We start from the raw sequence: 22,196 nt of genomic DNA on the forward strand, positions 1-22,196 counted from the left end.
TGCGAGCCGGTGGCGTGCCTTGATGGAGGACAAGCACGTGAGTTCCGAATTCAGATCGCCACCCCAGACCGAAGCCAAAGCGCCGCGCTATCGCCAGGTGTCCATCGGTCATCCTGCGGTCGAGGTCAGCGAAGAGCAGGGCATCCTGCATATGCGCTCCCTGGAACCCTTGGCCGAGCTGCCCGCACGCTTGCTGGATCGCCTGGTGTATTGGGCCCATGTGCGCCCGCAGCAGACCTTTATCGCTGCCCGCCAGAACGGCTGCGACTGGCGCCGGGTGAGTTACGCCGAGATGCTGACCAGCGTCCGCGCCATTGCCCAAGGCCTGCTCAGTTATGGGCTTTCGGCTGAACGACCGCTGGCGATCCTCTCGGGCAACGACATCGAGCATTTGCAGATTGCCTTGGGCGCGATGTATGCCGGGATTCCTTACTGCCCGGTTTCTCCTGCCTATTCGTTGTTGTCCCAGGATTTCGCCAAGCTGCGGCATGTCTGCAATCTGCTGCAACCGGGCCTGGTGTTCGTCAGTGACGCCGCAGCCTATCAGCGGGCGATCGATGCGGTGCTGCCGGCCGAAACGCCGCTGATCAGCGTGCGCGGCCAAATACCGGGCCGCAATCAGGTGAGTTTTGCCAGCCTGCTGGCGCAGCCCGGTGGTGCCGAGGCCGATTGCGCTTTCACGGCTACCGGGCCGGACAGCATCGCCAAGTTCCTGTTTACCTCAGGCTCCACCAAGTTGCCCAAGGCAGTGATCACCACCCAGCGCATGCTCTGTGCCAACCAGCAGATGCTGTTGCAGACTTTCCCGGTGTTCGGCGAAGAACCTCCGGTGCTGGTGGATTGGCTGCCGTGGAATCACACTTTCGGCGGCAGCCACAACGTCGGCATCGTGCTGTACAACGGCGGCACCTTTTACCTGGACGACGGCAAGCCGACCGTCCAGGGGGTTGCTGAAACACTGCGCAACCTCAAGGAAATATCGCCCACCGCGTACCTCACCGTGCCCAAGGGCTGGGAAGAACTTGTCAACGCGCTGGAGCAGGACGGCGAGCTGCGCGAACGTTTCTTCTCGCGCATGAAACTGTTCTTTTTCGCCGCCGCCGGTTTGTCCCAACGCGTTTGGGATCGCCTGGACCGGATCGCCGAACAGCATTGTGGCGAACGCATTCGCATGATGGCCGGGCTCGGCATGACCGAGGCGGCCCCGTCCTGCACGTTCACCACCGGGCCGCTGTCCATGGCCGGTTACATCGGCCTGCCGGCACCCGGTTGCGAAGTGCGCTTGGTGCCGGTGGACGGCAAGCTGGAGGGGCGTTTTCGCGGACCGCACATCATGCCGGGTTACTGGCGTGCACCACAGCAGACCGCCGAAGTGTTCGACGAGCAGGGCTTCTACTGTTCCGGCGACGCATTGAAACTGGCCGACGCCCGCGATCCGCAACTGGGGCTGATGTTCGACGGGCGCATCGCCGAGGACTTCAAACTGAGTTCCGGCGTGTTTGTCAGCGTCGGCCCGTTGCGCAATCGCGCGGTGCTCGAGGGCTCGCCCTATGTTCAGGACCTGGTGGTGGCGGCGCCGGACCGTGAGTGTCTGGGTGCGCTGGTCTTCCCCAGGCTTTACGAATGCCGACGTCTGGCCGGTTTGAGTGCGCACGCCAGCGATGCCGAAGTCCTGGCCAGCGCGCCGGTGCGAGATTGGTTCGGCGATTGGCTGCAACGGCTCAACCGCGACGCCACCGGGAATGCCAGCCGCCTGGAATGGATCGCGTTGCTCGACGAACCCGCCTCCATCGACCGCGGTGAAATCACCGACAAGGGCTCGATCAACCAGCGCGCGGTGTTGCAGTGGCGTGCCGACAAGGTCGAGGCGCTGTATCGCGGCGAAGAACCTTCCATCCTGCGTGCCGGACCTCTGCCGTGAGTGGCGCGGGGCAGTATTCGAGCTTTGACGATGTGGCCATTTTCGAAGCACTGCGCACGCCTTGGGTCGATCTCGGCGGGGCCTTGGCCCAGGTTTCGCCGATCGACTTGGGGATCAAGGTCGGGCGCGAGGTGCTGGCCCGCGCCGCTATCGATCCATCCTCGGTTGATAGCGTGCTCGCCGGCTCCATGGCTCAGGCCAGTTTTGATGCTTACCTGCTGCCTCGGCATATCGGCCTTTACAGTGGCGTGCCGCAAGAGACTCCAGCACTGGGCGTGCAGCGCATCTGCGCCACCGGTTTCGAACTCTTGCGGCAGGCCGCCAGGCAGCTGGATGACGGCGTGCAGCTGGCCCTGTGCGTGGCGGCCGAATCCATGTCGCGCAACCCGATTGCCGCCTACACCCACCGAGGTGGTTTCCGGCTCGGTGTGGGCGTGGAATTCAAGGACTTTCTCTGGGAAGCCCTCTACGACCCGGCCCCGGGCGTAGACATGATCACCACCGCCGACAACCTGGCCCGGCGGCATGGTCTGAGCCGCGAAGAGGTGGATCGCTTCGCCCTCGACAGCCATCAACTGGCGCTGCAGGCTCAGACCGAGGGCTGGTTTGAACCGGAGCTGGTGGCGCTCGGCAATGAGCGTTTTGAATTGGCCGGCTATCAGCCTCGGAGTATCCAGTTGCCACGGGGCGTAGACCGCGTGACTCGCGATAGTCATCCGCGACCTACCGATCTGGACACCTTGGGCCGGTTGCGGGCGGTGCATGCCGGCGGTGTGCAAACGGCCGGCAACAGTTGTGCGGTGGTCGATGGCGCGGCGGCCGCGCTGGTTGGGCGAGCGTCTGCGGCCCGGCGTCCGGCGTTGGCGCATTTGCGGGCCAGTGCCGTGTTGGGCGTGGCACCGGAATTCATGGGGATAGGGCCGGCGCCAGCCATCCAGTTGCTGCTGCAACGCAGTGGGCTGACCCTTGGTGAAATCGACTTGTTGGAAATCAATGAGGCCCAGGCCGCTCAGGTATTGGCTGTGGCCCAAGCGCTTGAACTGGACGGTGACCGACTCAACCGGCGGGGCGGCTCGATTGCTTTGGGGCATCCTTTGGCCGCCACGGGTTTGCGCTTGGTGCTGACCCTGGCCAGGCAATTGCGCGAGGGTAATCTGCGGTATGGCATTGCGGCCGCGTGTGTCGGTGGCGGGCAGGGCATGGCTCTGCTGATCGAAAATCCGGCGTATCAAGGCTGAAGCAGACCCCCGAGACTTTCGCTGCAGCCAGCCCAATCCTTGCGTCACTGTCTTGCGTTACTATGCAGACCCACCTTTTCTGGAAGTTGCCTGGATGAGTAAGCCCGGTCAAACGGTGCTGGTCGCGTTGCGCAAGATGATCGCCTCGGGCGAGCTGGCGGCTGGCGAGCGGCTGATGGAAATCCCTACGGCGGAACTGTTCGGTGTTTCACGAATGCCGGTGCGCATGGCGTTCCGCACGCTGGAGCAGGAAGGCTTGCTGGTGCGCTTTGGCGGGCGTGGATTTCAGGTGCGTTCGGTCAGCCCCGATGACATTGCCGGTGCGGTCGAAGTGCGAGGCGTACTCGAAGGCCTGGCGGCGCGTCAGACCGCCGAGCGCGGGCTATCGGACGAGGCCCGGGCGACCCTTGAATTGTGCCTGTTGCAGGGTGATCAGCTGTTCGACAAGGGGTTTGTGACCATCGAGGACCTGGAGGTCTATCACGATCTCAACATGCGTTTTCATGAAGTGATTGTCGAAGGCAGCCACAACCCGGCGATCGCCGACGCACTGGCGCGCAACGATCATTTGCCCTTCGCTTCGGTAACAGCCCTGGCAGTGGACCGCAACGACATGGTCCGGGAATACCGACGCTTCAACTACGCTCACATGCAACACCATTCGGTGTTCGATGCCCTGGTCAACCGCCAGGGTGCGCGTGCCGAAGCGATCATGCGCGAGCACGCCAACGCCACGTTGCGTTATGCCGAGATATTCGGCTCGGCGACGGCCGAAGAGCGGATGAAGGTCATTCTCCGCTCGGAATAGGCGCGATTCTTTCAGATATCCAGCACCAGCAGCGGCGTTTTTGAGCGCGAGCAGCAAGGGGTGAACTGGTCGTTGCAGGCCTGTTCATCCTCGGTGAGGAACAGGTCACGGTGTTCCGGCACGCCCTCCAGAACTCGCGTCAGGCAGGTGCCACAGATGCCCTGTTCGCAGGAAATGGCGATCTCGATGCCCTGGTTTTGCAACACCTGCACCACGCTCTTGTCGGCCGGCACCTCGAAGACCTGGCCGCTGCTGGCGACCTTGATCGAGAAACTGCCATCGGCGCCAGTGTCGACGGGGTTGGCGGCGAAGTACTCGCGATGCAGGCATTGCTCCTGCCAGCCTTTGGCCTTGGCCGTGTCCAGCACATGCTGCATAAAACCGCCGGGGCCACACACATATAAATGAACGTCATTGTGCGGCGTGGCCAGGACCTCGGCCGCTTCCAGCGCAGTGTCGGGTTCCTGATCGAAGTGCAGGAACACCCGGTCGGCAAAAGGCGAGTGTTGCAGGCGTTCGACAAAGGCCGCTCGCTCCCGCGAACGGGCGCAGTAGTGCAGCTCGAAATCCGCGCCACTGTGCGCCAGACGTTCGGCCATGCACAGGATCGGCGTGATCCCGATACCGCCAGCAAACAGCAGGCTGCGCCTGGCTTCATGGGCTAACGGAAACAGGTTGCGCGGCTCACTGATAGACAGCCGCGTACCGGGGTGGATCTGCTCGTGCATGGCCAGTGAACCACCGCGAGAGGCCGGATCCTTGAGCACGCCAATCAGGTAGCGATGGCGTTCTTCGGGGTGGTTGCACAGGGAATATTGCCGGATCAGGCCGCCGGGCAGGTGCACATCGATATGGGCACCGGCGCTGAAGGTCGGTAGCGGTCGGTCATCGACACTGGCTAGCTCATAGCTGCAGATGTCCTGGGCTTCGTTGTTGCGCGATACCACCAGCACTTCGATCATGCCATTGACTCCTGCGGGGCTTGCTCCTTGGCGATCAGGCGCTCCAGAACGCGACGCGACTGCACGCCGCCAGCGTCGATATTGAGCTTGAGCAAGTTGCGCGCGGGATGGCTGAGCAGGTTTTGTTGCTGGCGTTCGAGCATCTCCAGGTCCTCGCTGAAAATCTTGCCCTGTCCCTCGCGAATGCTCGCGGTCAAGGCTTCATCCTGCGGATTGAAGTTGCGCGCCATGCCCCAGAAGTACCAGATCGAGGTGTCGGTTTGCGGTGTGATGAAGTCGACGACGATGCTCGACGCCTTGAACTGTTGGGGGGCGTGATAACCGCCCTTGCCGGCATGGGCCACACCGACTTCGATCAGCACATGACTGGGCGGGGTGAAGCGGCAGATCTGCCAGCGATCCACCGGCACATCGTCGGCCAGGTTGTTGCCGCGCAGAGCCATGCGCCAGAAGGGCGGAGCCATGATGTTTTCCATGTGGCGGGCGGTGACCACCTCGTCGCCGTCGACCGTGGTCACCGGCGGTGCTTCGTCGATTTCCTTTTGGCCGATGCTGGACGCGTGAACGTAGGTTTCGTGAGTCAGGTCCATCAGGTTGTCGATCATCAGGCGATAGTCGCACTGGATGTGGAACAGACCGCCGCCATAGGCCCACTCATCGCTGACCGCCCATTCCAGGTGATGTATCAGCGCCGGGTCGGCCAACGCCTGATCGCCGGGCCAGACCCAGATAAATCCGTAACGCTCGACCACGGCGAATGCCTTGTTGCACGGAAAGCCGCGAACCCGCTGCCCGGGCATTTCCACGGTCTTGCCGTCGCAGCCCATCACCAGGCCGTGATAGCCGCACACCAGATTGCCGTTTTCCACATAACCCAAAGACAGCGGTGCGCCGCGATGGGGGCAGAAGTCCTCGACAGCCGCCACCTTGCCTTCATGCCCGCGGTAAAAAACCATCTTTTCACCACAGATCTGACGGCCTAGCGGCTTGTCGGCGATTTCATCGGGCGTACAGGCGACGTACCAGGTGTTTTTGGGGTACATGGAGATTCTCCAAGGTTCTTTGTTGTTATTTAGTGGATCCATTAATTGTTATTTATTGAGGTTTGTCAAACTAGTTCTGTTTATTAATGATTTAGTGGATCCAATGAGGGCTGTGTAACCCTCAGGATCAATAGCGGATCATCACGGATTTCAACTCCGTATTGGTTGCGATCACGCCGAGTGGGCGATCGCCGTCGCAAGAATGCCGAAGGTACCCAGGACCACTGCTTCGCGGCTTTGCCGCGCAGTGAATACCAGATCCGTTTTCCGGCCATTGCTCAACGAACATGGTTTGACTGAACAGCATTGGCGGGTGATTCGTATCGACTAAATGGTCATTTGATTTGATCCGGGCGCTAAGGAGGAGCAGGCAATCGCACGGCTTGAACTAGCCAGTGCAGGGTTGATGTCAATTTTGGCGACAGCGGTTTGTGATTTGACTAGGGGGCTCAGTTTTAACCCAGTCCCAGTCCTTGGGCTTGCAGGAGGCTACTGCGGAGGGTGGCGGACGCGTTACCGGGGATTCGTACAGGAAATAAAAAAGCCCGGGCGGTACCGGGCTCCTCGATAGAGACATTCAACACGTAGGTGTATCAGTCGCAGATTCGCTTGCCCTTATCGTATGAACGACTGCGAGATTGATCACGCATACCCTTTTGACGGTATTGCCAGTGAGTATGAACAACATGAGCGATCACAATTAAAGCGATCGATGCCATGACGATGTAAAGGGTAATCAGGCCAGCACCTTCGTGCGAGAACATTGTGGGTTACTCCTGTATTCACTATGTCGGAAACTTTAGGGTAGACACCTGCGGCTGCGCTTGCATGAAGGCATGTTCATCTTTCCAGGCTTGAATTGCTCTAGATCAGCTGTTAGCCCACAGTTCGTTGCCAAGTGTGGAGCAAGTAATCGCGCCGCAGATTTCAGCCTCTGCCCAGTCGAGCCGGGAGCAGGCTTACTGATCCAGAATGAATGTCGTCAGGGTGTGCAGATCGTCGGGATTCAACTGCGCGAAAGGCGGCATTGGGATATCCCCCCGTTAGTGGGAGGCATCGAGCTCATGTGTAAGTGGGGTTTCGCTTCGCTGTTCGACGTCGCTGAGAAAGCCAGTATCGTCACGCACAAGTGGACTGCTTTTCATTGAACGTCAGTGGTTTGACATTTGATGACAGCGGCTGCCGACGTGTGCGCTATAGCGAACCCGTCCGGACGGCTCAATGAAAAAGGCCAATGCTCACCGCATTGGCCTTTTTCATGAGCGTGACTTTTCCAGAAGGAAACACTACGCAGTGCTGCTCCTGATTGCAGGTCAATGCTCAGGCGTTCGCTGCGCTGATCCCGCTGGGAGCCATGGATTTATTCCGAACAGTCTTGTACAGCAGGCTGGACACCATGAAGCCAAGCATGGCCAACACGCTCATCAAGCTGAAGACGTAGTTGTAGCCTTGCTGACCCGGGAAATGGTCGAGGATTGCGCCGTAGATGACGTAAGCGAACATGCCCGGTGCGTAGCCGATCAGGCAGCCGATACCGAAGGCTGAACCGGTGATGTGTTGAGGGATGCCGACTTCACCCATGGGCGCCCAGAATACGCCGCGCATGGAAAACACAATCAGCGCGAAGGACAGCGTGGCAGCCATGCCCGCATAGATAAACCCCGGGCTTTTCGGGATCAGCAGGATGACGCCCATCAGCGGCAGCAAGGCCAGGAATGCCCACTTCAAATAGCGGCTGGTGCTCTTGAACTGCTTGTCGGCAATGAAACCACCGGCAGGGCCGCCCAGGATCTTGAGGAAGTACTGATTGATGATGCCGTAGGCGCCCACCAATGCCACGGGCAGCCCGTACATTTCCTTGAGGTAGGGAATGAAATAGGTCAGGCCACAGTAGACGATGTAGACCATGAACACGTTGAGGCTGACGAGCCAGATACCCGGCACCTTGATGGCTTCGAGCAGGTTCGACAAACCGTTCTTCGGCTTGGCAAGCGTCTGCGCGCTGCCGCCCTTGAGCAGGAACCAGGTCAGCGTTCCGGCAAGAATGTCGATGATCGAGTAGAAGAGGATTGCCGACTTCAGCCCGGCTTCGCCGGAGCCCATGGCCACGAAGACGCCCAGCGCCGAAAAAGCCACAAGCGTGTCAATGACGCCACGCCCACCTTCCAACAGCCCAAATAACCGACCCTGTTCCTGATCGTCACCCAGATTGCGGATGGCCTTGAGCAGCGAGGGCCAGAAGATGCAATCGGCGCAGACGGCCAACAGGCTGAACACGATCAGCAGATTACTGAAAGGCGGAAAGGTCGCCAGATACAGCCCCAGGCCACCGGTACCGATCAGGCCGATGGGGATCAGTTTGCGCGTGTCGTAGCGGTCCGCCAGAAGACCGCCGACGACAAACAGTGCGGTGGCGATGATGGCGTTGGCGCTCAGCAACATGCCGATTTCAGTGTGGCTCAAGCCCATGAATTCTTGCATGGGGATATAGAAGGCGTCCTTGAGGTTCGCCAGCTTGTAGATGGTGCCACCACCGAGGATGAGAATCAGGAATCTGAGCCATTTGGCCTTGTCACGAGTTGTCATTATTGTTCTCCAGGCTTGGATAAGCCGTGCCGGTTGTTACGTCAGGTTCAGTCGTTTTTGCGGTTGTCCAAGGTCAACTCGGCCAGGGTTCGGAACTCGGCCAGCAGGCCTCGCACATACGCGACCTGGTTGTTCGCCCAGCGGTGTTCGTCGGCGAGCATTCGTTCGAGCGAGTAGCCGTCCGGGAGTGGCGTGTCACTCATTTCCCGGTACGCAATGAACGGATCGGCAGCTTCAAAGGTCTGGCGGAAGGCCGGGGCCACGTAGTGATTTTCCTGCTCAAGGATGAAGGCGATCACTTGCGCGGTTGAGTCGCCGAGCATCAACAGTTCGAACAGCATTCGGGCGCTTGGCAGGTCATCATCGTCGCTGCCCTGCAGCACGCCGTAATGGCCGAATCCGTTTTGCTCGGGGACGATGCGCACACCTTTGAGATGGGTCTGGCGTATGTGCGGCGCCAGGGTACGCAGCGCCTGCAGAGGCTGTTCGCAGGCGTTGATCATGTTGCCGAAGTCGAACAAGGCGTGCAGGCGAGGGTGATTCAGTCGGTTCAGCAGTTGCGCGATCTCGGCGCTCTTGAGCTCTTCATGCTGCTCGAAGTCGAAGTACAGGTCGTGCTCGTCGGCCTGCTGCGCGAGGTAATGCAGGTCGGATTCGATGACGTCCATGACCTGTGACAGTGTTCCCTCGTAGCGTGAGTAAACGCGTATGTTGCGAACCCCAAGTGCCTTGGCGATGGCAATCACCTGATCGACATCGTTTTTCAGCGTGCTGCTGATTTCCAGATGCACAGCCAGTCCGAGCGCAGTGGCCTTGTCGGCAAACGCTTGCAACTGCGCGGGCGCCATTTGGCTCAGGCTGTTTTCTTCGCCGTCGAGCAAGTGCAGGCTCAGACCCTGCAGCTCGTGGCGATAGGCGAAATCGAGCAGGTCCGCAGGCGTGACACGGCCATGGGTGAGGTTGGTCAGCAAGGGATAGGCATGGGCAAACAAGCGCATCTGCCCAAGGCGGTCGAGCAGTTGGCGGGCCAGTGCTTCAGTCAGCAGGGGAGGTGTTCCGGCCTCGGCCGCCTTGTGGCTGAGCAAGGCATTGAATCGCTCTTGGATCTTATTGTTCATTCGAGTCGTTCCTGGTTCAGACGCCGGGTCTGCCGGCGCAGTCTTTATCGCGCCAGTCAGGAACTCTCGATAGATCCACTTCCAGTTAAATCATAAGACCACTTGCCTTGCTTCAAGGGGCTGGCTGCAGGTACCCCATTTTGCTCAAGGCCCGGGCCAGTGCTTCGACGCGCTCCTGCGCCTGGCCCTCAGGCGTACCGGCGAAACCGATGAGCAGGGCAGGTGGCAGGACATGCTCAAGGCAGTAGTCGCTCAGGGCATAGGTGTGGATGTTGTGCCGGGTCAGTTCCCTGGCGATGGCATCATCATCGAGCGTGGGCGGCAGCCAGGCGATCAGATGCATGCCGGCTTCCACCGGGGTGATGTTGAAGAATCCGCCCAGCTGTTGCTGAAGTTGCTCGACCAGTGCTTGCTGGCGAGCCTGGTACAGCGCACGCATGCGGCGAATATGGCCGAGGAAGTGGCCTTCGCGCATGAAGTCGGCCGTCGTCGCCTGGAGCAGCGTGGGCGGGCTGCGATCCATCACCGCGCGCAGGGTGCAGAAGGGTTCGACCAGAGCTTGCGGCAGTATCACGTAACCCAGTCTTAGCGAAGGGAAGAGGACTTTGCTGAAGGTGCCGACGTAGATCACACGAGCCATCTGGTCCATGGCGTAGAGCGCGGGGAGGAGGCGGCCACTGTAGCGAAATTCACTGTCGCAATCGTCTTCGATGATCCAGCTCTGATACTGCGCAGCCCAGTCGATGAGTGCCTGGCGCCGCGCATAACTCATGGTCACGCCCAAGGGGTGTTGGCGAGAAGGCGTGGTAAACACCAGGCGGGCGTCAGGGCACTCGGCCAGGCCTTGCTGAATATCAATCCCTTGTTCATCGATCCGCAACGGCACCACCTGAGCTCCCTGGGCCTGCAACGCAATGCGCGCCGCGATGTGTCCCGGGTCTTCCATCCATGCGCTGTCCTGCGGATTGAGCAACAGCATGCCCAGCAGGTTAAAGGCTTGTTGCGCGCCGGACACGATCACGACCTGTTCGGCACTGCAGTCGATGCCACGGGCATCAAAGACGTACTCGGCAATCGCCGCGCGCAAGGCCTGTAACCCTTGCAGTTCGCCATAGCCGAGCATGGCCTTGGTCGGCTTGAGCTGGTGGCGGTTCATCAAGCGCCGCCACACCGCGAGCGGGAACGCGTCGTAGGTACTGTGGCTGGGCAGGAATGAGGTGGGGGTCGCGGGGTCCCAATCGGTATAGGAAACCCCGCGAAAGTGACTGCTGCGCAACGACAACATGGACTGGCTCAGGTCGGACAGGCGCGGTGGCTGACGCTGCTCTTCGTCGGCCATCCCTCGACCCTCCCACTCATTGCCGACATAGGTGCCCGCCCCGGTGCGCGAGGCCAGGAAACCCTCGGCAATCAGCTGATCAAAAGCATTGAGAATGGTGATCCGCGACAGCGCCAATTCTTTGCTCAGGGTCCGCGTCGACGGCAGGCGTGCGCCCCCTTGCATTTTTCCGCTGAGAATCTGTTTGCGAATCTGCAAATAGAGTTGGCGATACAGGGGGATAGCGCTGGCACGGTCCAGCTCAATAGCCGACAGCAGCAAACCTGCAGGGGATTTCATTACATGCTCGTCTGGAGGAAGTGAGGGTCTACCTGCAATACCGTCAGGCACCGAGCTGCGCAGGGTATCGAGAGGCACTGGATAAGTCATCCATCGCAGGCATTGATGCAGCGCACTCTGTCATGAAATGAAAAGCCATTGTCGTCTGATGAGAAGCGACCCGCCAGGCGGCGTCCTACAGTCCAATCAGCGCAATTCGCCGCAGCACGCCCAACTTGAGACTGGAGAATAAGAAAAAATGGCCAAAGCCGTACGCTTCTACGAAACCGGTGGTCCCGAAGTCCTTCGTTATGAAGAGGTCGAAGTCGGCGATCCCGGTCCAGGCCAGGTTCGTCTTCGTCATGTGGCGGTGGGCCTGAATTATGCCGACACTTACTTTCGCAATGGCACTTACCCGATTCCGATGCCCAACGGCATGGGGGTTGAAGCCTCCGGTGTGGTCCAGGCCATCGGCGAAGGGGTGACCAACGTACACGTCGGTGATCGCGTCACCTACACCGGTTTTCTCAATACCTTGGGTGCCTACAGCACCGAGCGTCTGATCCCGGCCGCGCCCCTGATCAAACTGCCGGAAACCATCAGTTTCGAGACCGCCGCAGCCATGACCATGCGCGGCCTGACCTCGTCGTACCTGATGCGGCGTATTTACAACTTCAAGCCCGGCGACAGCATTCTGCTGCATGCCGCTGCCGGTGGTGTAGGCCTGATTGTTTCGCAGTGGGCCAAGCTGCTCGGTCTGAACGTCATTGGCACCGTGTCCACCGAGGCCAAGGGTGATATTGCCCGGGCCCATGGCTGCGAGCATGTCATCAATTACAGCCATGAAGACGTCGCCCAGCGCGTTCGCGAACTGACGGACGGCGTGGGGGTCAACGTGGTGTTCGACAGTGTCGGCAAGAACACCTTCATGGGCTCCCTGGATTCACTCAAGCGTCGCGGCCTGATGGTGTGCGTGGGCACGGCATCCGGTCCGATCCCGGCCTTTGATCCGGTACTGCTGGCGATGAAAGGCTCGCTGTTCATGACCCGTCCGGCCCTGGCCGACTACATCGGCGACCCGGCGGAAAAAGCCGCGTTGGCGGGCGAGTTGTTCGACCATGTCGGCAGCGGTCGGATCAAGATCGAGATCAACCAGCACTATGCTTTGCAGGATGCCGTCCAGGCCCATCGCGACCTCGAATCACGCAAGACCACGGGCTCATCGATTTTCGTCATTTAAGGGAGTCGTCTGCCATGAAAGTCGAACAATTGACCTGCAACATTGGCGCCGAGCTGATGGGCGTCAACCTCGCCGACGCGGTGCATGACGACGGTCTTTTTGCCGAGATTCGTGCTCAGTTGCTCAAGCATCGGGTGGTGTTCCTGCGTGATCAAGACATCACACGCGACGAGCATGTGGCCTTCGCCCGGCGCTTCGGCGAGCTGGAGGACCATCCGGTGGCCGGCAGTGATCCGGATCATCCAGGGCTGGTGCGCATCTACAAGCGGCCGGACCAGCCGATGGACCGCTACGAAAACGCCTGGCACACCGACGCGACCTGGCGTGAGGCGCCGCCGATGGGTTGCGTGCTGCGCTGCGTGGAGTGCCCACCAGTGGGCGGCGACACCATGTGGGCCAACATGGTCGAGGCCTATGCGCGCTTGCCGGAAGACGTGAAGGTGAAGATCGCCGACCTGCGCGCGCGCCACAGCATCGAAGCGAGTTTCGGTGCCGCCATGCCGATCGAAAAGCGTCTGGCGCTCAAGGCGATGTACCCGGATGCCGAGCACCCGGTGGTGCGTACCCACCCGGAAACCTTGGAGAAGGTGCTGTTCGTCAACGCCTTCACCACGCACTTGAGCAACTACCACACCCCCGAGCGGGTGCGCTTCGGCCAGGACGCCAACCCGGGCGCAAGCGAGCTGCTGCGCTACCTGATCAGCCAGGCCTACATCCCCGAGTATCAGGTGCGCTGGCGCTGGAAACCCAACAGCATCGCCATCTGGGACAACCGCAGTACCCAGCACTACGCCGTCATGGATTACCCGCCGTGCCATCGCAAGATGGAGCGCGCCGGCATCATCGGCGACAAGACGTACTGATCGACCGCCGCTGCATTCGCTCTCGTAGACACGCCTGCCCGGCACGATCCCGGGTGGGCGCAACAATCATAAGAACAGGAGTAACTCATGCAATTCTTCGACGATTCCCTGCACCCGGAAAACATGGAAAAGGTAGTGATCACCGTGGCCCCGTATGGCCCCGAGTGGATGCCGGAAGACTTCCCCGAAGACATCCCTCTGACCATGGACGAGCAGGTGCAGAAGGCGGTTGATTGTTATGAGGCGGGTGCAACGGTATTGCACCTGCACGTGCGTGAATTGGACGGCAAGGGTTCCAAGCGCCTGTCCAAGTTCAACGAATTGATCGCCGGCGTGCGTGAAGCCGTGCCGGACATGATCATCCAGGTCGGTGGTTCGATTTCCTTCGCCCCGGAAAGCGATGGTGAAGCCGCCAAGTGGCTGTCGGACGATACCCGCCACATGCTGGCCGAGCTGACGCCAAAACCGGATCAGGTCACGGTGGCCATCAACACCACCCAGATGAACATCATGGAACTGCTGTATCCGGAATACCTGGAAGGCACGTCCCTGGCCAATCCCCTGTATCAGGCTGCCTATAGCGAAATGACCGTACCGGCCGGCCCGGCCTGGGTCGCCGAGCACCTCAAGCGTCTGATGGACAACGGCATTCAGCCGCACTTCCAGCTGACGGGCATGCATGCCATGGAAACCCTTGAGCGTCTGGTGCGCAAGGGCGTCTACAAGGGGCCGTTGAACCTGACCTGGATCGGTATCGGCGGCGGTTTCGATGGCCCCAATCCGTTTAACTTCTTCAACTTCATCCACCGCGCGCCAGACGGTTGCACCTTGACCTCCGAGTCGCTGCTCAAGAACGTCATGCCGTTCAACACCATGTCGATGGCCATGGGTATGCACCCGCGTGTGGGCAATGAAGACACTATCATTGATCACAAGGGCGATCGTTTCGGCTCAGTTGCGCAGATCAAGCAAACCGTACGCATCGCCCATGAACTGGGTCGCGAAATCGCCACGGGCAAAGAAGCCCGCGAGATCTATCGCATCGGCGTGCAGTACCAAAGCATCGAAGAAACCCTGTTGGCCAATGGCATGGCCCCCAACCGCAAGGCCGGGCAGAAAGGTGTGCCGCAACGCGGCTGATCGGCAGGCGAAGCGGGCGGTCAATGGCCTCCCGCTCGCTGCACTGCAACACGCTTGATAACAACAATAAAACAAAGCTTTGAGGAGGCTGCATGGCCTTTCACCCAATCGCTGCAGACGATGATGACTGCAGTGGCGTCGGCGTTGCGCGCACGTACGCCTGGATCGTCTTTGCACTGACGTTCGGCTTGTTGATTTCCGATTACATGTCGCGTCAGGTATTGAACGCGGTGTTCCCGATGCTCAAGGGCGAATGGGCCCTGAGCGACGGTCAGCTCGGCCTGCTCAGTGGCATTGTCGCCCTGATGGTGGGGCTGCTGACCATTCCCCTGTCATTGCTGGCGGATCGCTTCGGCCGGGTCAAGAGCCTGGCGCTGATGGCTTTGCTGTGGAGTCTGGCGACGCTGGGCTGCGCATTGGCGCAGGACTATCAGCAGATGTTCATTGCACGATTCATGGTCGGCGTCGGCGAAGCAGCGTACGGCAGCGTCGGCATCGCGGTGGTGATTTCGGTGTTTCCCAAACACATGCGTGCAACCCTGGCCAGTGCCTTCATGGCGGGCGGCATGTTCGGTTCGGTATTAGGTATGGCGCTGGGCGGTGCAATCGCCGCCAAGCTTGGCTGGCGCTGGTCGTTTGCCGGCATGGCGCTGTTCGGCCTGCTGCTGGCGGTGCTTTACCCGATCATCGTCAAGGAAGCACGTATTGCGCCGCAACGTGCCGCTCAGGCGGCGAACAAGGCAGCTGCCGCGGTCAAGCGTCCGTTGCGTACGCTGTTTTCCAGCCGCTCGGTGATCGCTGCCTACATTGGCAGTGGCTTGCAATTGTTCGTCGGCGGCACCGTCATTGTGTGGATGCCCAGTTACCTCAATCGTTACTACGACATGGCCACCGACAAGGCGGGTGGAGTCGCGGCGATCATCGTGCTGTGCAGCGGAGCGGGGATGATCCTGTGCGGCATGCTCAGTGATCGACTGTGTCGCCATTCGCCGGAGCGCAAAGTCGCTTTGGCCATCGCTTATTGCCTGGGCAGTTGCCTGCTGTTGTCGGCGGCATTCGCGCTGCCGGCTGGGCCTGTGCAATTGGCGCTGATCTGCCTGGGCATGTTGATTGCCGCCGGCACGACCGGCCCGTGCGGAGCCATGGTTGCCAACCTGACCCATTACTCGGTCCATGGCACGGCGTTCGCCACGCTGACTTTGGCCAACAACATGCTGGGGCTGGCGCCTGGGCCGTTCATCACCGGCAGGGTGTCCGACCTCATCGGCTTGCAGGCTGCTTTTCAGTGGGTGCCACTGGTCAGCATCGCGGCTGCGGCCGTGTTTTTTTATGCCAGGTGTCATTACCACAAGGACATCGCCCGGCTTCGAGGCGAGCAAGTCCTCGATTCGATTGGCAAAGCGGCGTTAGAGGTGAAGTTGTGAGTGGTCGTTTACGTATTGATGTGTTTTTCGATTTCATCTGCCCGTGGTGCCTGATTGGCAAGCGTCAACTGGAGCGCGCGCAAGACCTGCTGCGATTACAGCAGCCCGACGTGGAAATCACGACGGTGTGGCACGGGGTGCAATTGCTGCCGCAGCTGCCGGCACTGGGTGGGGTTTTCGCCGATTTTTACCTCAAGCGTCTGGGCAGTCCTGAAGCCGTAGCGATGCGCCAGGCCCAGGTGCAGCAGGCTGCGATGGCGGTGGGTGTGCCCATCGATTTGAGCCGCATTGCCCGCATGCCCAATACCGCCGACGCCCATCGCTTGCTGGAGCGTGCGAGCGTACTGGGCAATAGCGCCCAATGCGATGTTTTGCTTGAGCGTTTGTTCGCGGCCTATTTTCAGTTGGGTGAAGATCTGGGCTGCCAGGAGACCTTGCTCGCCATCGCCCAGTCGTGTGGTTTCGACCCTGATGCCATGGTCTCCTTCCTGCAAGGCGACGGCGATCCTTACGTCGGCAACGAGGCGGGAGCCGCCAGTGGCGTGCCCAGTTTTCAGTTCGACCATCGCCTGACGGTGGTGGGCGCACAACCTGCCGAGGCGCTACTTGCCGCCATGTGCGAAGCCTTGCTTGAAAGTCATCGCGGGCGGCAACCGGCATGAGTCTTCGTGTCCCTGTGCCTGCCGGAAAACTCCCGCAGGCGGGTGGTCGTGCGCTGTTCGAATTCGATGGCAGAAGCCTGGCGTTATTCAACGTTGAAGGTGACCTGTTCGCCATTGACGACAGTTGCCCGCACCAAGGCGCCTCGCTGTGTGGCGGGCGCCTTGAGGGGCGGGTGATTCAGTGCTGCGCCCATGGCCTGCGCTTCGATCTGCGCAGCGGTTACTTGCTCAATTCAACCCAGCTCAAAGTCGCCAACTACCCGGTCGAGATCATCGACGGCCAGGCATTCATCGTTATCGTTCCCGAGGAGTCCGTGCCATGAGCGCTATCGCGCTTACCCGTATCCATAGCCGAACGCGCGAACTGGCGCCGGGTTTTGTCGTCAGCCTGATCGTGGCGGCGGCCGCGTCCTTTTTGTCCGAGCATTACGGCGCGCCGGTGATGCTGTTTGCCTTGTTGTTGGGCATGGCGCTGAACTTCCTGGCCGGTGACGGCGCCTGCAAGGCCGGCATCGAATTCACGGCCCGCACGGTGTTACGCATTGGCGTGGCCTTGCTGGGCATGCGCATCACCCTCGAACAGATTGCCGCGCTGGGCTGGAAGCCTGTGGCCCTGGTGGTGATTCTGGTGGTGGTGACGATCGGTGTCTCGGTGATCGCGGCCAAGGCCATGGGATTCCAGCGCTTGTTCGGCATGCTCACCGGCGGAGCCACCGCGATCTGTGGAGCATCCGCCGCGCTGGCGCTGGCGGCGGCGTTGCCGAACCATCCGCAGAAAGAACGCGCGACGTTATTCACGGTGATCGGGGTGTCGGCGCTGTCGACTCTGGCGATGATTGTGTACCCGATGATTGCCAATTGGCTGTCGTTGTCGCCGCAAGTGGCGGGGGTGTTCCTCGGCGCCACCATCCACGATGTGGCCCAGGTCGTCGGCGCCGGTTACAGCATGTCGACCGAGACCGGCGATACGGCCACGGTGATCAAGCTGATGCGGGTTGCCATGCTGCTGCCGGTGATCGTCACCGCGGCCATGATCACCCGGATGCAGGGAGCTGACCCGACCGGCAAACGACCGCCGCTGCTGCCATGGTTCGCTGTCGGGTTTCTGATGCTGGCCTGTATCAACAGCACCGGTTGGATAGCCCCGGTGGTGCAGGGTTCGGTCAATGAATTGTCGCGCTGGTGCCTGGTGGTTTCCATCAGTGCCCTGGGCATGAAGACCCAGCTCAAGGAGTTGGCGGCGGTGGGCATCAAGCCGATCCTGCTGATGGTGGGGGAGACGGTGTTCCTTGTCGTGCTGGTGTTGCTGTTGCTGCGCTGGGGAATGTAGGCATACAAACCTGTGGCGAGGGAGCTTGCTCCCTCGCCACAGGACTCCTCGCCAGTGTCACAGACACCGGTTCTTTTGCGGCGACTGTACCAGCAGTCGCCGCTTTTTTTTTTGCATGCCCTGCGTCTGTTGCGTCCGGTTCAGGGTTCGCTGGAGCCGGGCAGGGTGGTCAGGTCCGGCGGTGCCTTGGCCGTGTGCTTTTGCGCGCTGCGCCATGCGGCGGGCGGCATGCCGAACTGGGTGATGAACCAGCGTGTGAAGGAACTCGCCATGGAGTAGCCGAGCATGTCGGCAATGCGCCCCAACGAATAACTCGGGTTTTCCAGGTAGCGCAACACCAAGTCGCGACGCACGTCGTTGATCAGGTCGTTGAAGGCGCAGCCGTCGTCTTTCAGGCGACGTTGCAGGGTTCGAACGTTCATGCCTTGGGTCTGGGCGATCTGCTCGATGGTGGCGCGCCCCATCGGCAGCAGCAGGTAGATGGCTTTGCGCACCTCGAACAGCATCGATGGGCCCTCATGATTCAGCAGCGAGTCGAGGTAACTCTGGGCGTAGCGCGCCATGGCCGGGTCGGCATTGGGGTTGGTCATGTCGAGGCTGGCATCGGAACAGACAATGCCATTGAACTCACTGCCGAATTCCAGCGTGCAGCCGAACAGGCGGCGATGCAGTTGCAGGTTGTCGGGAGGCTGGTGCGTGAAGTTGACGCTGTAAGGGTGCCAGTGGGTGCCGAGCAGGGCGGCGCACAGGCGGAACATCACCCCGATGGCCAGTTCATTGGCTTGTCGGCAGGGCATCGGCGATTCAGTAACCACCTCCTCGCGAATGATCACCATCTTGCCAGCCTCTTCGATGAAGAGGGCCAGCGAGTCGTTCATCAGATGACGGTAATGCACCAACACTTGCAACGCATCACGCAGCGTTCGCTGGTGGCTGAGCAGCAGGCTGACCACACCGAAGTCCGAGAGCTGACGCGACTCGGCCATGCTCAGGCCGAAGCTCTGGCAGCCACTGGCGGCGGCCGAATCTTCCAGCAGGCGTACGGCGGCATCAATGGGAATGCGGTGTTCGGGTGCTTGCAGAAGGGCTTTGCTCAGGCCGACACCGGCCAGCACATCACGCGGGTTGAATCCCAGGTACTGGGTGACTTCCAGGTAGTTGGTCAAGACGGCGGCGCGAACAAGCTTGGGCATGCGAAGGTCTTTCCTGGGCCGGTTGCGATTCAAATGAGCGTGGCGACTATATCCAGCACATCAGCAATTGAACAGTTGTGACGTTGTCGAGGGCGTTCGCCCGATTCTGTCCAGAAGCACCTTCGTTGTCGTCGAGCTATCGACGCTCACCCATTGATTACAGTGACCCGCAGAGAAGCTGCAGTGTTTTTCGACCAATGGTTGCTGCGTGCCAATACCTGGAAATTTGTCATGAAAAGAAAAGTGCCTGACGTCCAATGAAAAGCGCCTCGGGTGGGCGCTCTTTAATGTCAGTCCTACAAAAAGCCCCTGGCGATAGAGCCAGTCGAGTCATCGAGAAAGCGAAGGTGTTGAAGTGGACAAACTGCTAACTGCCGCAACCGTTCTGATCGTACCAGGCCTGCGCGAGCACGTTGCCGAGCATTGGCAAACGCTGCTTGAGGCAAGGCTGTGCAAGGTGCGCAGTGTGCCGCCGCTGGAAACCGACAAGCTCGATTGCGCCAAGCGGGTCGAAGCGATTCAGCACGCGCTGGAGCAGATCGACGGGCCGGTGATTCTGGTTGCTCACAGCGCCGGAGTGCTGATGGTCGCGCACTGGGCGGCGCAGCACCGTCGGCCGATCAAGGGCGCGCTGCTGGCCACGCCTCCGGATCTCGATGCTGATTGGCCGCAAGGCTACCCATCCGCTGAAACCCTGCGTACCCAGGGTTGGAATCCTCTACCAAAAGAGCCACTGCCGTTCCGCAGTCTGGTGGTCGCCAGTACCAACGACCACCTCGCCAGCCTGGACGCTGTCACTCGCCTGGCCGAAGGCTGGGGCAGCGAACTGCTCAACCTGGGCGAGGTGGGTCATCTCAATCCAGCTGCAGGCTTTGGCCACTGGCCGCAAGCCGAAGCACTCATCCTGGAGCTGGATCGCTAATTCAGGCGCCGGTTGGCCCCAGCCATCCGGCATTTGCCCCCACACCTGAAAAACGTAAACCCCTGGAACAAGGGGTTGCGCGAGGGCGGCTGCGCTTAAAACAAATACAAAAGGCGGAGACAACGCAATGCACAACAATAAGAGTCACGGGTTCGCACCCTCGCGTTACACCTTGTTGGCCTCGGCCATCCTGGCCACCGCCGTGCCGGTCGCGCAGGCGGTCGAGCTCGACACATGTAACCCGGACTGGACCGTACGTCTGGATAACACCGTGAAGTACAACTACGGCGTACGCACCGAAAGCGCTGACAAACGCATGCTGGCAACGCCGAACAACAACGACGGCGACTACAACTTCCGCAAGGCCGGAACCAACATCACCAACCGTGTTGACCTGTTGACCGAAATGGATGTGGTCTACCAGAACCACATGGGTTTTCGTGTCAGTGCCGCCAGTTGGTACGACAAGGCTTACGAGAACACCGGTTCCAATTCCAACCCGTTCGTCAACGGCAATGATGCAAGGTCGGGTCTGGTCGCCAACGATCCGCGCCTGGCCGGGGTCACCGGCGACAATGTCGGCAATGGCAGCCCCCACCTGAGCAACTACGCCCAGCGTTACTACACCGGTCCATCCGGCGAAATCCTCGATGCCTTCGTGTTCTACAGCACCGAAGTGGGCGAGGAGTCGCTATTGAGCGTCAAGGCCGGCCAGCACAACGTGTTCTGGGGTGAAACCATCCTCAACCCGGTGCACTCGATCAGCTACGGCCAGTCCGGCCTGGACCTGGCCAAACTGGCCGCCTCGCCGGGAACTGAAGCCAAGGAGCTGTTCGTTCCGCGTAACCAGTTGTCGATGTCGTTCACGGTCAATCCCGAGTTGACCGTGGGCGCTCAGTATTTCCTGGATTGGGATGCCGCCCGCCTGCCTGAAGCCGGTACTTACTATGGCGGTTCCGATCTGGTCGGCTTCGGTGCGCAGTCGTTCCTGCTGGGCAACACCAATGGCGTGGTGCCGGGCAGCCCGCTGGGTTGTGGTCTGGCGCCCTGCAACGGGTTGACCAATGTGCGTCGCGGTCACGACCTGACGCCGGACAAGCGCGGAGACTGGGGCGTGATGGCCAAGTGGTCGCCAGCCTGGCTGGATGGCACTCTCGGCGTTTACTACCGCAATACCTCGGAAATCCTGCCGCAAGCCTGGTTGAACGCCACCGGGCTGACGTCGGCCAATCCCAACGGCACCCCGCCTGCAGGCATGGTGCCGGCTGTGGTCAACACTCTCAATTCGTTGAGCACCAGCACCTATCAACTGGCCTACGCCGACGACATTCAGATCTTCGGCCTGAGCCTGTCCAAGGATGTGGGCGGTGTCAGCGTGGGTTCGGACTTGAACATCCGTCACAACATGCCGCTGGCCAGTATTCCCGCTGTCGTCAGCTCGACAGGGCCGCGGGGTTTGGGCGCCGGTCTTGGGCTGTTGCCGGCCCGCACGGCGGCCACCGGTGTGATCTATGACACCCCGCAAAAGGGCGACAGCATGAGTGCCACCGGTGACACCTTGCACTGGACGCTCAACGGCCTGATGACCTTCCCGAAAACACCGGTGTTCGATTCGGCCAGCCTGCTCGCCGAGTTGTACTACAGCAACCTGCTCAAGCTCGATAGCAAGAACGAAGCGCTCTACAAGGGCAAGGACACCTATCGCGGCATCGACCAGCCGACCCGGGACAACTGGGGTATCGCGGTCAACTTTACGCCGACCTGGTACCAGGTGTTTCCCGGCGTCGACCTCAACGCACCAATGTCCATCAACGTCGGCCTTGACGGCGTATCACCAGTGTCCGGTGGCGGTGCCAAAGACACCGGCAACTATGCCGTGGGCGTGGGTGCCGTTGTGTACAACAAATACTTCGTCGACCTGAAGTACGTGGACTCCTTCGGCAAGACCGACAAGTGCGACGCCAGCGGTTTGAGCACCGGCGCAGCCAATGCCGGCAGCGGCGACGGCTCCACACCCAATGCCTTTAGCGGCAATGAAAACTATGCGTGTTACGGCGGCGGCTACTCGGCCTTCTCCGGTGGTGGGGCCACGACTGAGGACCGTGGCGCCGTTTACCTGACGATGAAAACCACTTTTTGATTCACCACT

The 22,196-nt window shown here is 60.5% G+C and carries 19 protein-coding genes; 12 read left to right on the top strand and 7 right to left on the bottom strand.

Going from position 1 to position 22,196, the window contains the following annotated elements:
• Positions 1–37: 37 nt before the first annotated feature.
• From MMG91_RS22460 to MMG91_RS22470, 3 genes are all read left to right on the top strand, one after another.
• Positions 38–1,921 carry a feruloyl-CoA synthase gene (locus MMG91_RS22460; protein ID WP_310660745.1) on the top strand — a complete coding sequence of 628 codons (1,884 nt, stop codon included), beginning with the start codon at positions 38–40 and terminating at the stop codon, positions 1,919–1,921.
• Positions 1,918–3,159, top strand: a complete 1,242-nt coding sequence (locus tag MMG91_RS22465; RefSeq protein WP_310660746.1) for a thiolase family protein — start codon at positions 1,918–1,920, stop codon at positions 3,157–3,159. The genes MMG91_RS22460 and MMG91_RS22465 overlap by 4 nt, the downstream gene beginning before the upstream one ends.
• A gap of 94 nt (positions 3,160–3,253) precedes the next feature.
• On the top strand, positions 3,254–3,967 hold the full coding sequence (locus tag MMG91_RS22470; RefSeq protein WP_305502015.1) for a GntR family transcriptional regulator: 714 nt from the start codon (positions 3,254–3,256) through the stop codon (positions 3,965–3,967).
• A gap of 11 nt (positions 3,968–3,978) precedes the next feature.
• On the opposite strand, the gene MMG91_RS22475 is transcribed toward MMG91_RS22470, so the two are convergent.
• The 6 genes from MMG91_RS22475 to MMG91_RS22500 all read right to left on the bottom strand — a co-directional run bounded on the left by MMG91_RS22475 (position 3,979) and on the right by MMG91_RS22500 (position 11,294).
• Positions 3,979–4,929, bottom strand: coding sequence for a PDR/VanB family oxidoreductase (locus tag MMG91_RS22475; RefSeq protein ID WP_310660747.1), 951 nt, complete (start codon positions 4,927–4,929; stop codon positions 3,979–3,981).
• Complete coding sequence (locus MMG91_RS22480; RefSeq protein ID WP_310660748.1) at positions 4,926–5,972, bottom strand: aromatic ring-hydroxylating dioxygenase subunit alpha; 1,047 nt, start codon at positions 5,970–5,972, stop codon at positions 4,926–4,928. The genes MMG91_RS22475 and MMG91_RS22480 overlap by 4 nt, the downstream gene beginning before the upstream one ends.
• Positions 5,973–6,565: 593 nt before the next feature.
• Positions 6,566–6,736: a hypothetical protein gene (locus MMG91_RS22485; protein WP_310660749.1), complete on the bottom strand. Its 171-nt coding sequence runs from the start codon at positions 6,734–6,736 to the stop codon at positions 6,566–6,568.
• Between the two features lie 556 nt (positions 6,737–7,292).
• Positions 7,293–8,558 (bottom strand): nitrate/nitrite transporter, encoded by a 1,266-nt coding sequence (locus MMG91_RS22490; protein WP_305502011.1) that lies wholly within the window; start codon positions 8,556–8,558, stop codon positions 7,293–7,295.
• Between the two features lie 47 nt (positions 8,559–8,605).
• Positions 8,606–9,676, bottom strand: coding sequence for a TIM barrel protein (locus tag MMG91_RS22495; protein WP_310660750.1), 1,071 nt, complete (start codon positions 9,674–9,676; stop codon positions 8,606–8,608).
• A gap of 112 nt (positions 9,677–9,788) precedes the next feature.
• The gene (locus tag MMG91_RS22500) at positions 9,789–11,294 is read right to left on the bottom strand and encodes a PLP-dependent aminotransferase family protein (RefSeq protein ID WP_310660751.1); all 1,506 of its coding nucleotides are present in this window, start codon (positions 11,292–11,294) and stop codon (positions 9,789–9,791) included.
• 238 nt (positions 11,295–11,532) lie between these two features.
• On the opposite strand from MMG91_RS22500, the gene MMG91_RS22505 reads away from it, so the two are divergent.
• The 7 genes from MMG91_RS22505 to MMG91_RS22535 all read left to right on the top strand — a co-directional run bounded on the left by MMG91_RS22505 (position 11,533) and on the right by MMG91_RS22535 (position 17,932).
• Positions 11,533–12,513 carry a quinone oxidoreductase gene (locus MMG91_RS22505; protein ID WP_310660752.1) on the top strand — a complete coding sequence of 327 codons (981 nt, stop codon included), beginning with the start codon at positions 11,533–11,535 and terminating at the stop codon, positions 12,511–12,513.
• A 14-nt stretch (positions 12,514–12,527) separates the two neighbouring features.
• Positions 12,528–13,376 carry a TauD/TfdA family dioxygenase gene (locus tag MMG91_RS22510; protein ID WP_310660753.1) on the top strand — a complete coding sequence of 283 codons (849 nt, stop codon included), beginning with the start codon at positions 12,528–12,530 and terminating at the stop codon, positions 13,374–13,376.
• 87 nt (positions 13,377–13,463) lie between these two features.
• A complete protein-coding gene (locus MMG91_RS22515) occupies positions 13,464–14,516 on the top strand; it encodes a 3-keto-5-aminohexanoate cleavage protein (RefSeq protein ID WP_310660754.1) in 1,053 nt (350 codons plus the stop codon).
• A gap of 92 nt (positions 14,517–14,608) precedes the next feature.
• Complete coding sequence (locus MMG91_RS22520) at positions 14,609–15,940, top strand: MFS transporter (RefSeq protein ID WP_310660755.1); 1,332 nt, start codon at positions 14,609–14,611, stop codon at positions 15,938–15,940.
• Entirely contained in the window at positions 15,937–16,602 is a 666-nt protein-coding gene (locus MMG91_RS22525) for a DsbA family oxidoreductase (RefSeq protein WP_305502005.1), read from the top strand. The genes MMG91_RS22520 and MMG91_RS22525 overlap by 4 nt, the downstream gene beginning before the upstream one ends.
• Positions 16,599–16,925: a Rieske 2Fe-2S domain-containing protein gene (locus MMG91_RS22530; protein WP_310660756.1), complete on the top strand. Its 327-nt coding sequence runs from the start codon at positions 16,599–16,601 to the stop codon at positions 16,923–16,925. The genes MMG91_RS22525 and MMG91_RS22530 overlap by 4 nt, the downstream gene beginning before the upstream one ends.
• Positions 16,922–17,932, top strand: coding sequence for a putative sulfate exporter family transporter (locus MMG91_RS22535; RefSeq protein ID WP_310660757.1), 1,011 nt, complete (start codon positions 16,922–16,924; stop codon positions 17,930–17,932). Before MMG91_RS22530 ends, MMG91_RS22535 begins: the two co-directional genes overlap by 4 nt.
• Before the next feature lie 140 nt (positions 17,933–18,072).
• On the opposite strand, the gene MMG91_RS22540 is transcribed toward MMG91_RS22535, so the two are convergent.
• A complete protein-coding gene (locus MMG91_RS22540) occupies positions 18,073–19,125 on the bottom strand; it encodes an AraC family transcriptional regulator (RefSeq protein ID WP_310660758.1) in 1,053 nt (350 codons plus the stop codon).
• A 355-nt stretch (positions 19,126–19,480) separates the two neighbouring features.
• On the opposite strand from MMG91_RS22540, the gene MMG91_RS22545 reads away from it, so the two are divergent.
• Entirely contained in the window at positions 19,481–20,047 is a 567-nt protein-coding gene (locus MMG91_RS22545) for an alpha/beta hydrolase (protein WP_310660759.1), read from the top strand.
• 127 nt (positions 20,048–20,174) lie between these two features.
• Entirely contained in the window at positions 20,175–22,187 is a 2,013-nt protein-coding gene (locus MMG91_RS22550; RefSeq protein WP_310660760.1) for a DUF1302 domain-containing protein, read from the top strand.
• The last annotated feature ends 9 nt before the right edge of the window (positions 22,188–22,196 follow it).

Origin of the sequence: Pseudomonas sp. JL3 (genome assembly GCF_031570575.1) — a bacterium.
In the GTDB taxonomy this organism is placed as follows: domain Bacteria; phylum Pseudomonadota; class Gammaproteobacteria; order Pseudomonadales; family Pseudomonadaceae; genus Aquipseudomonas; species Aquipseudomonas cucumis.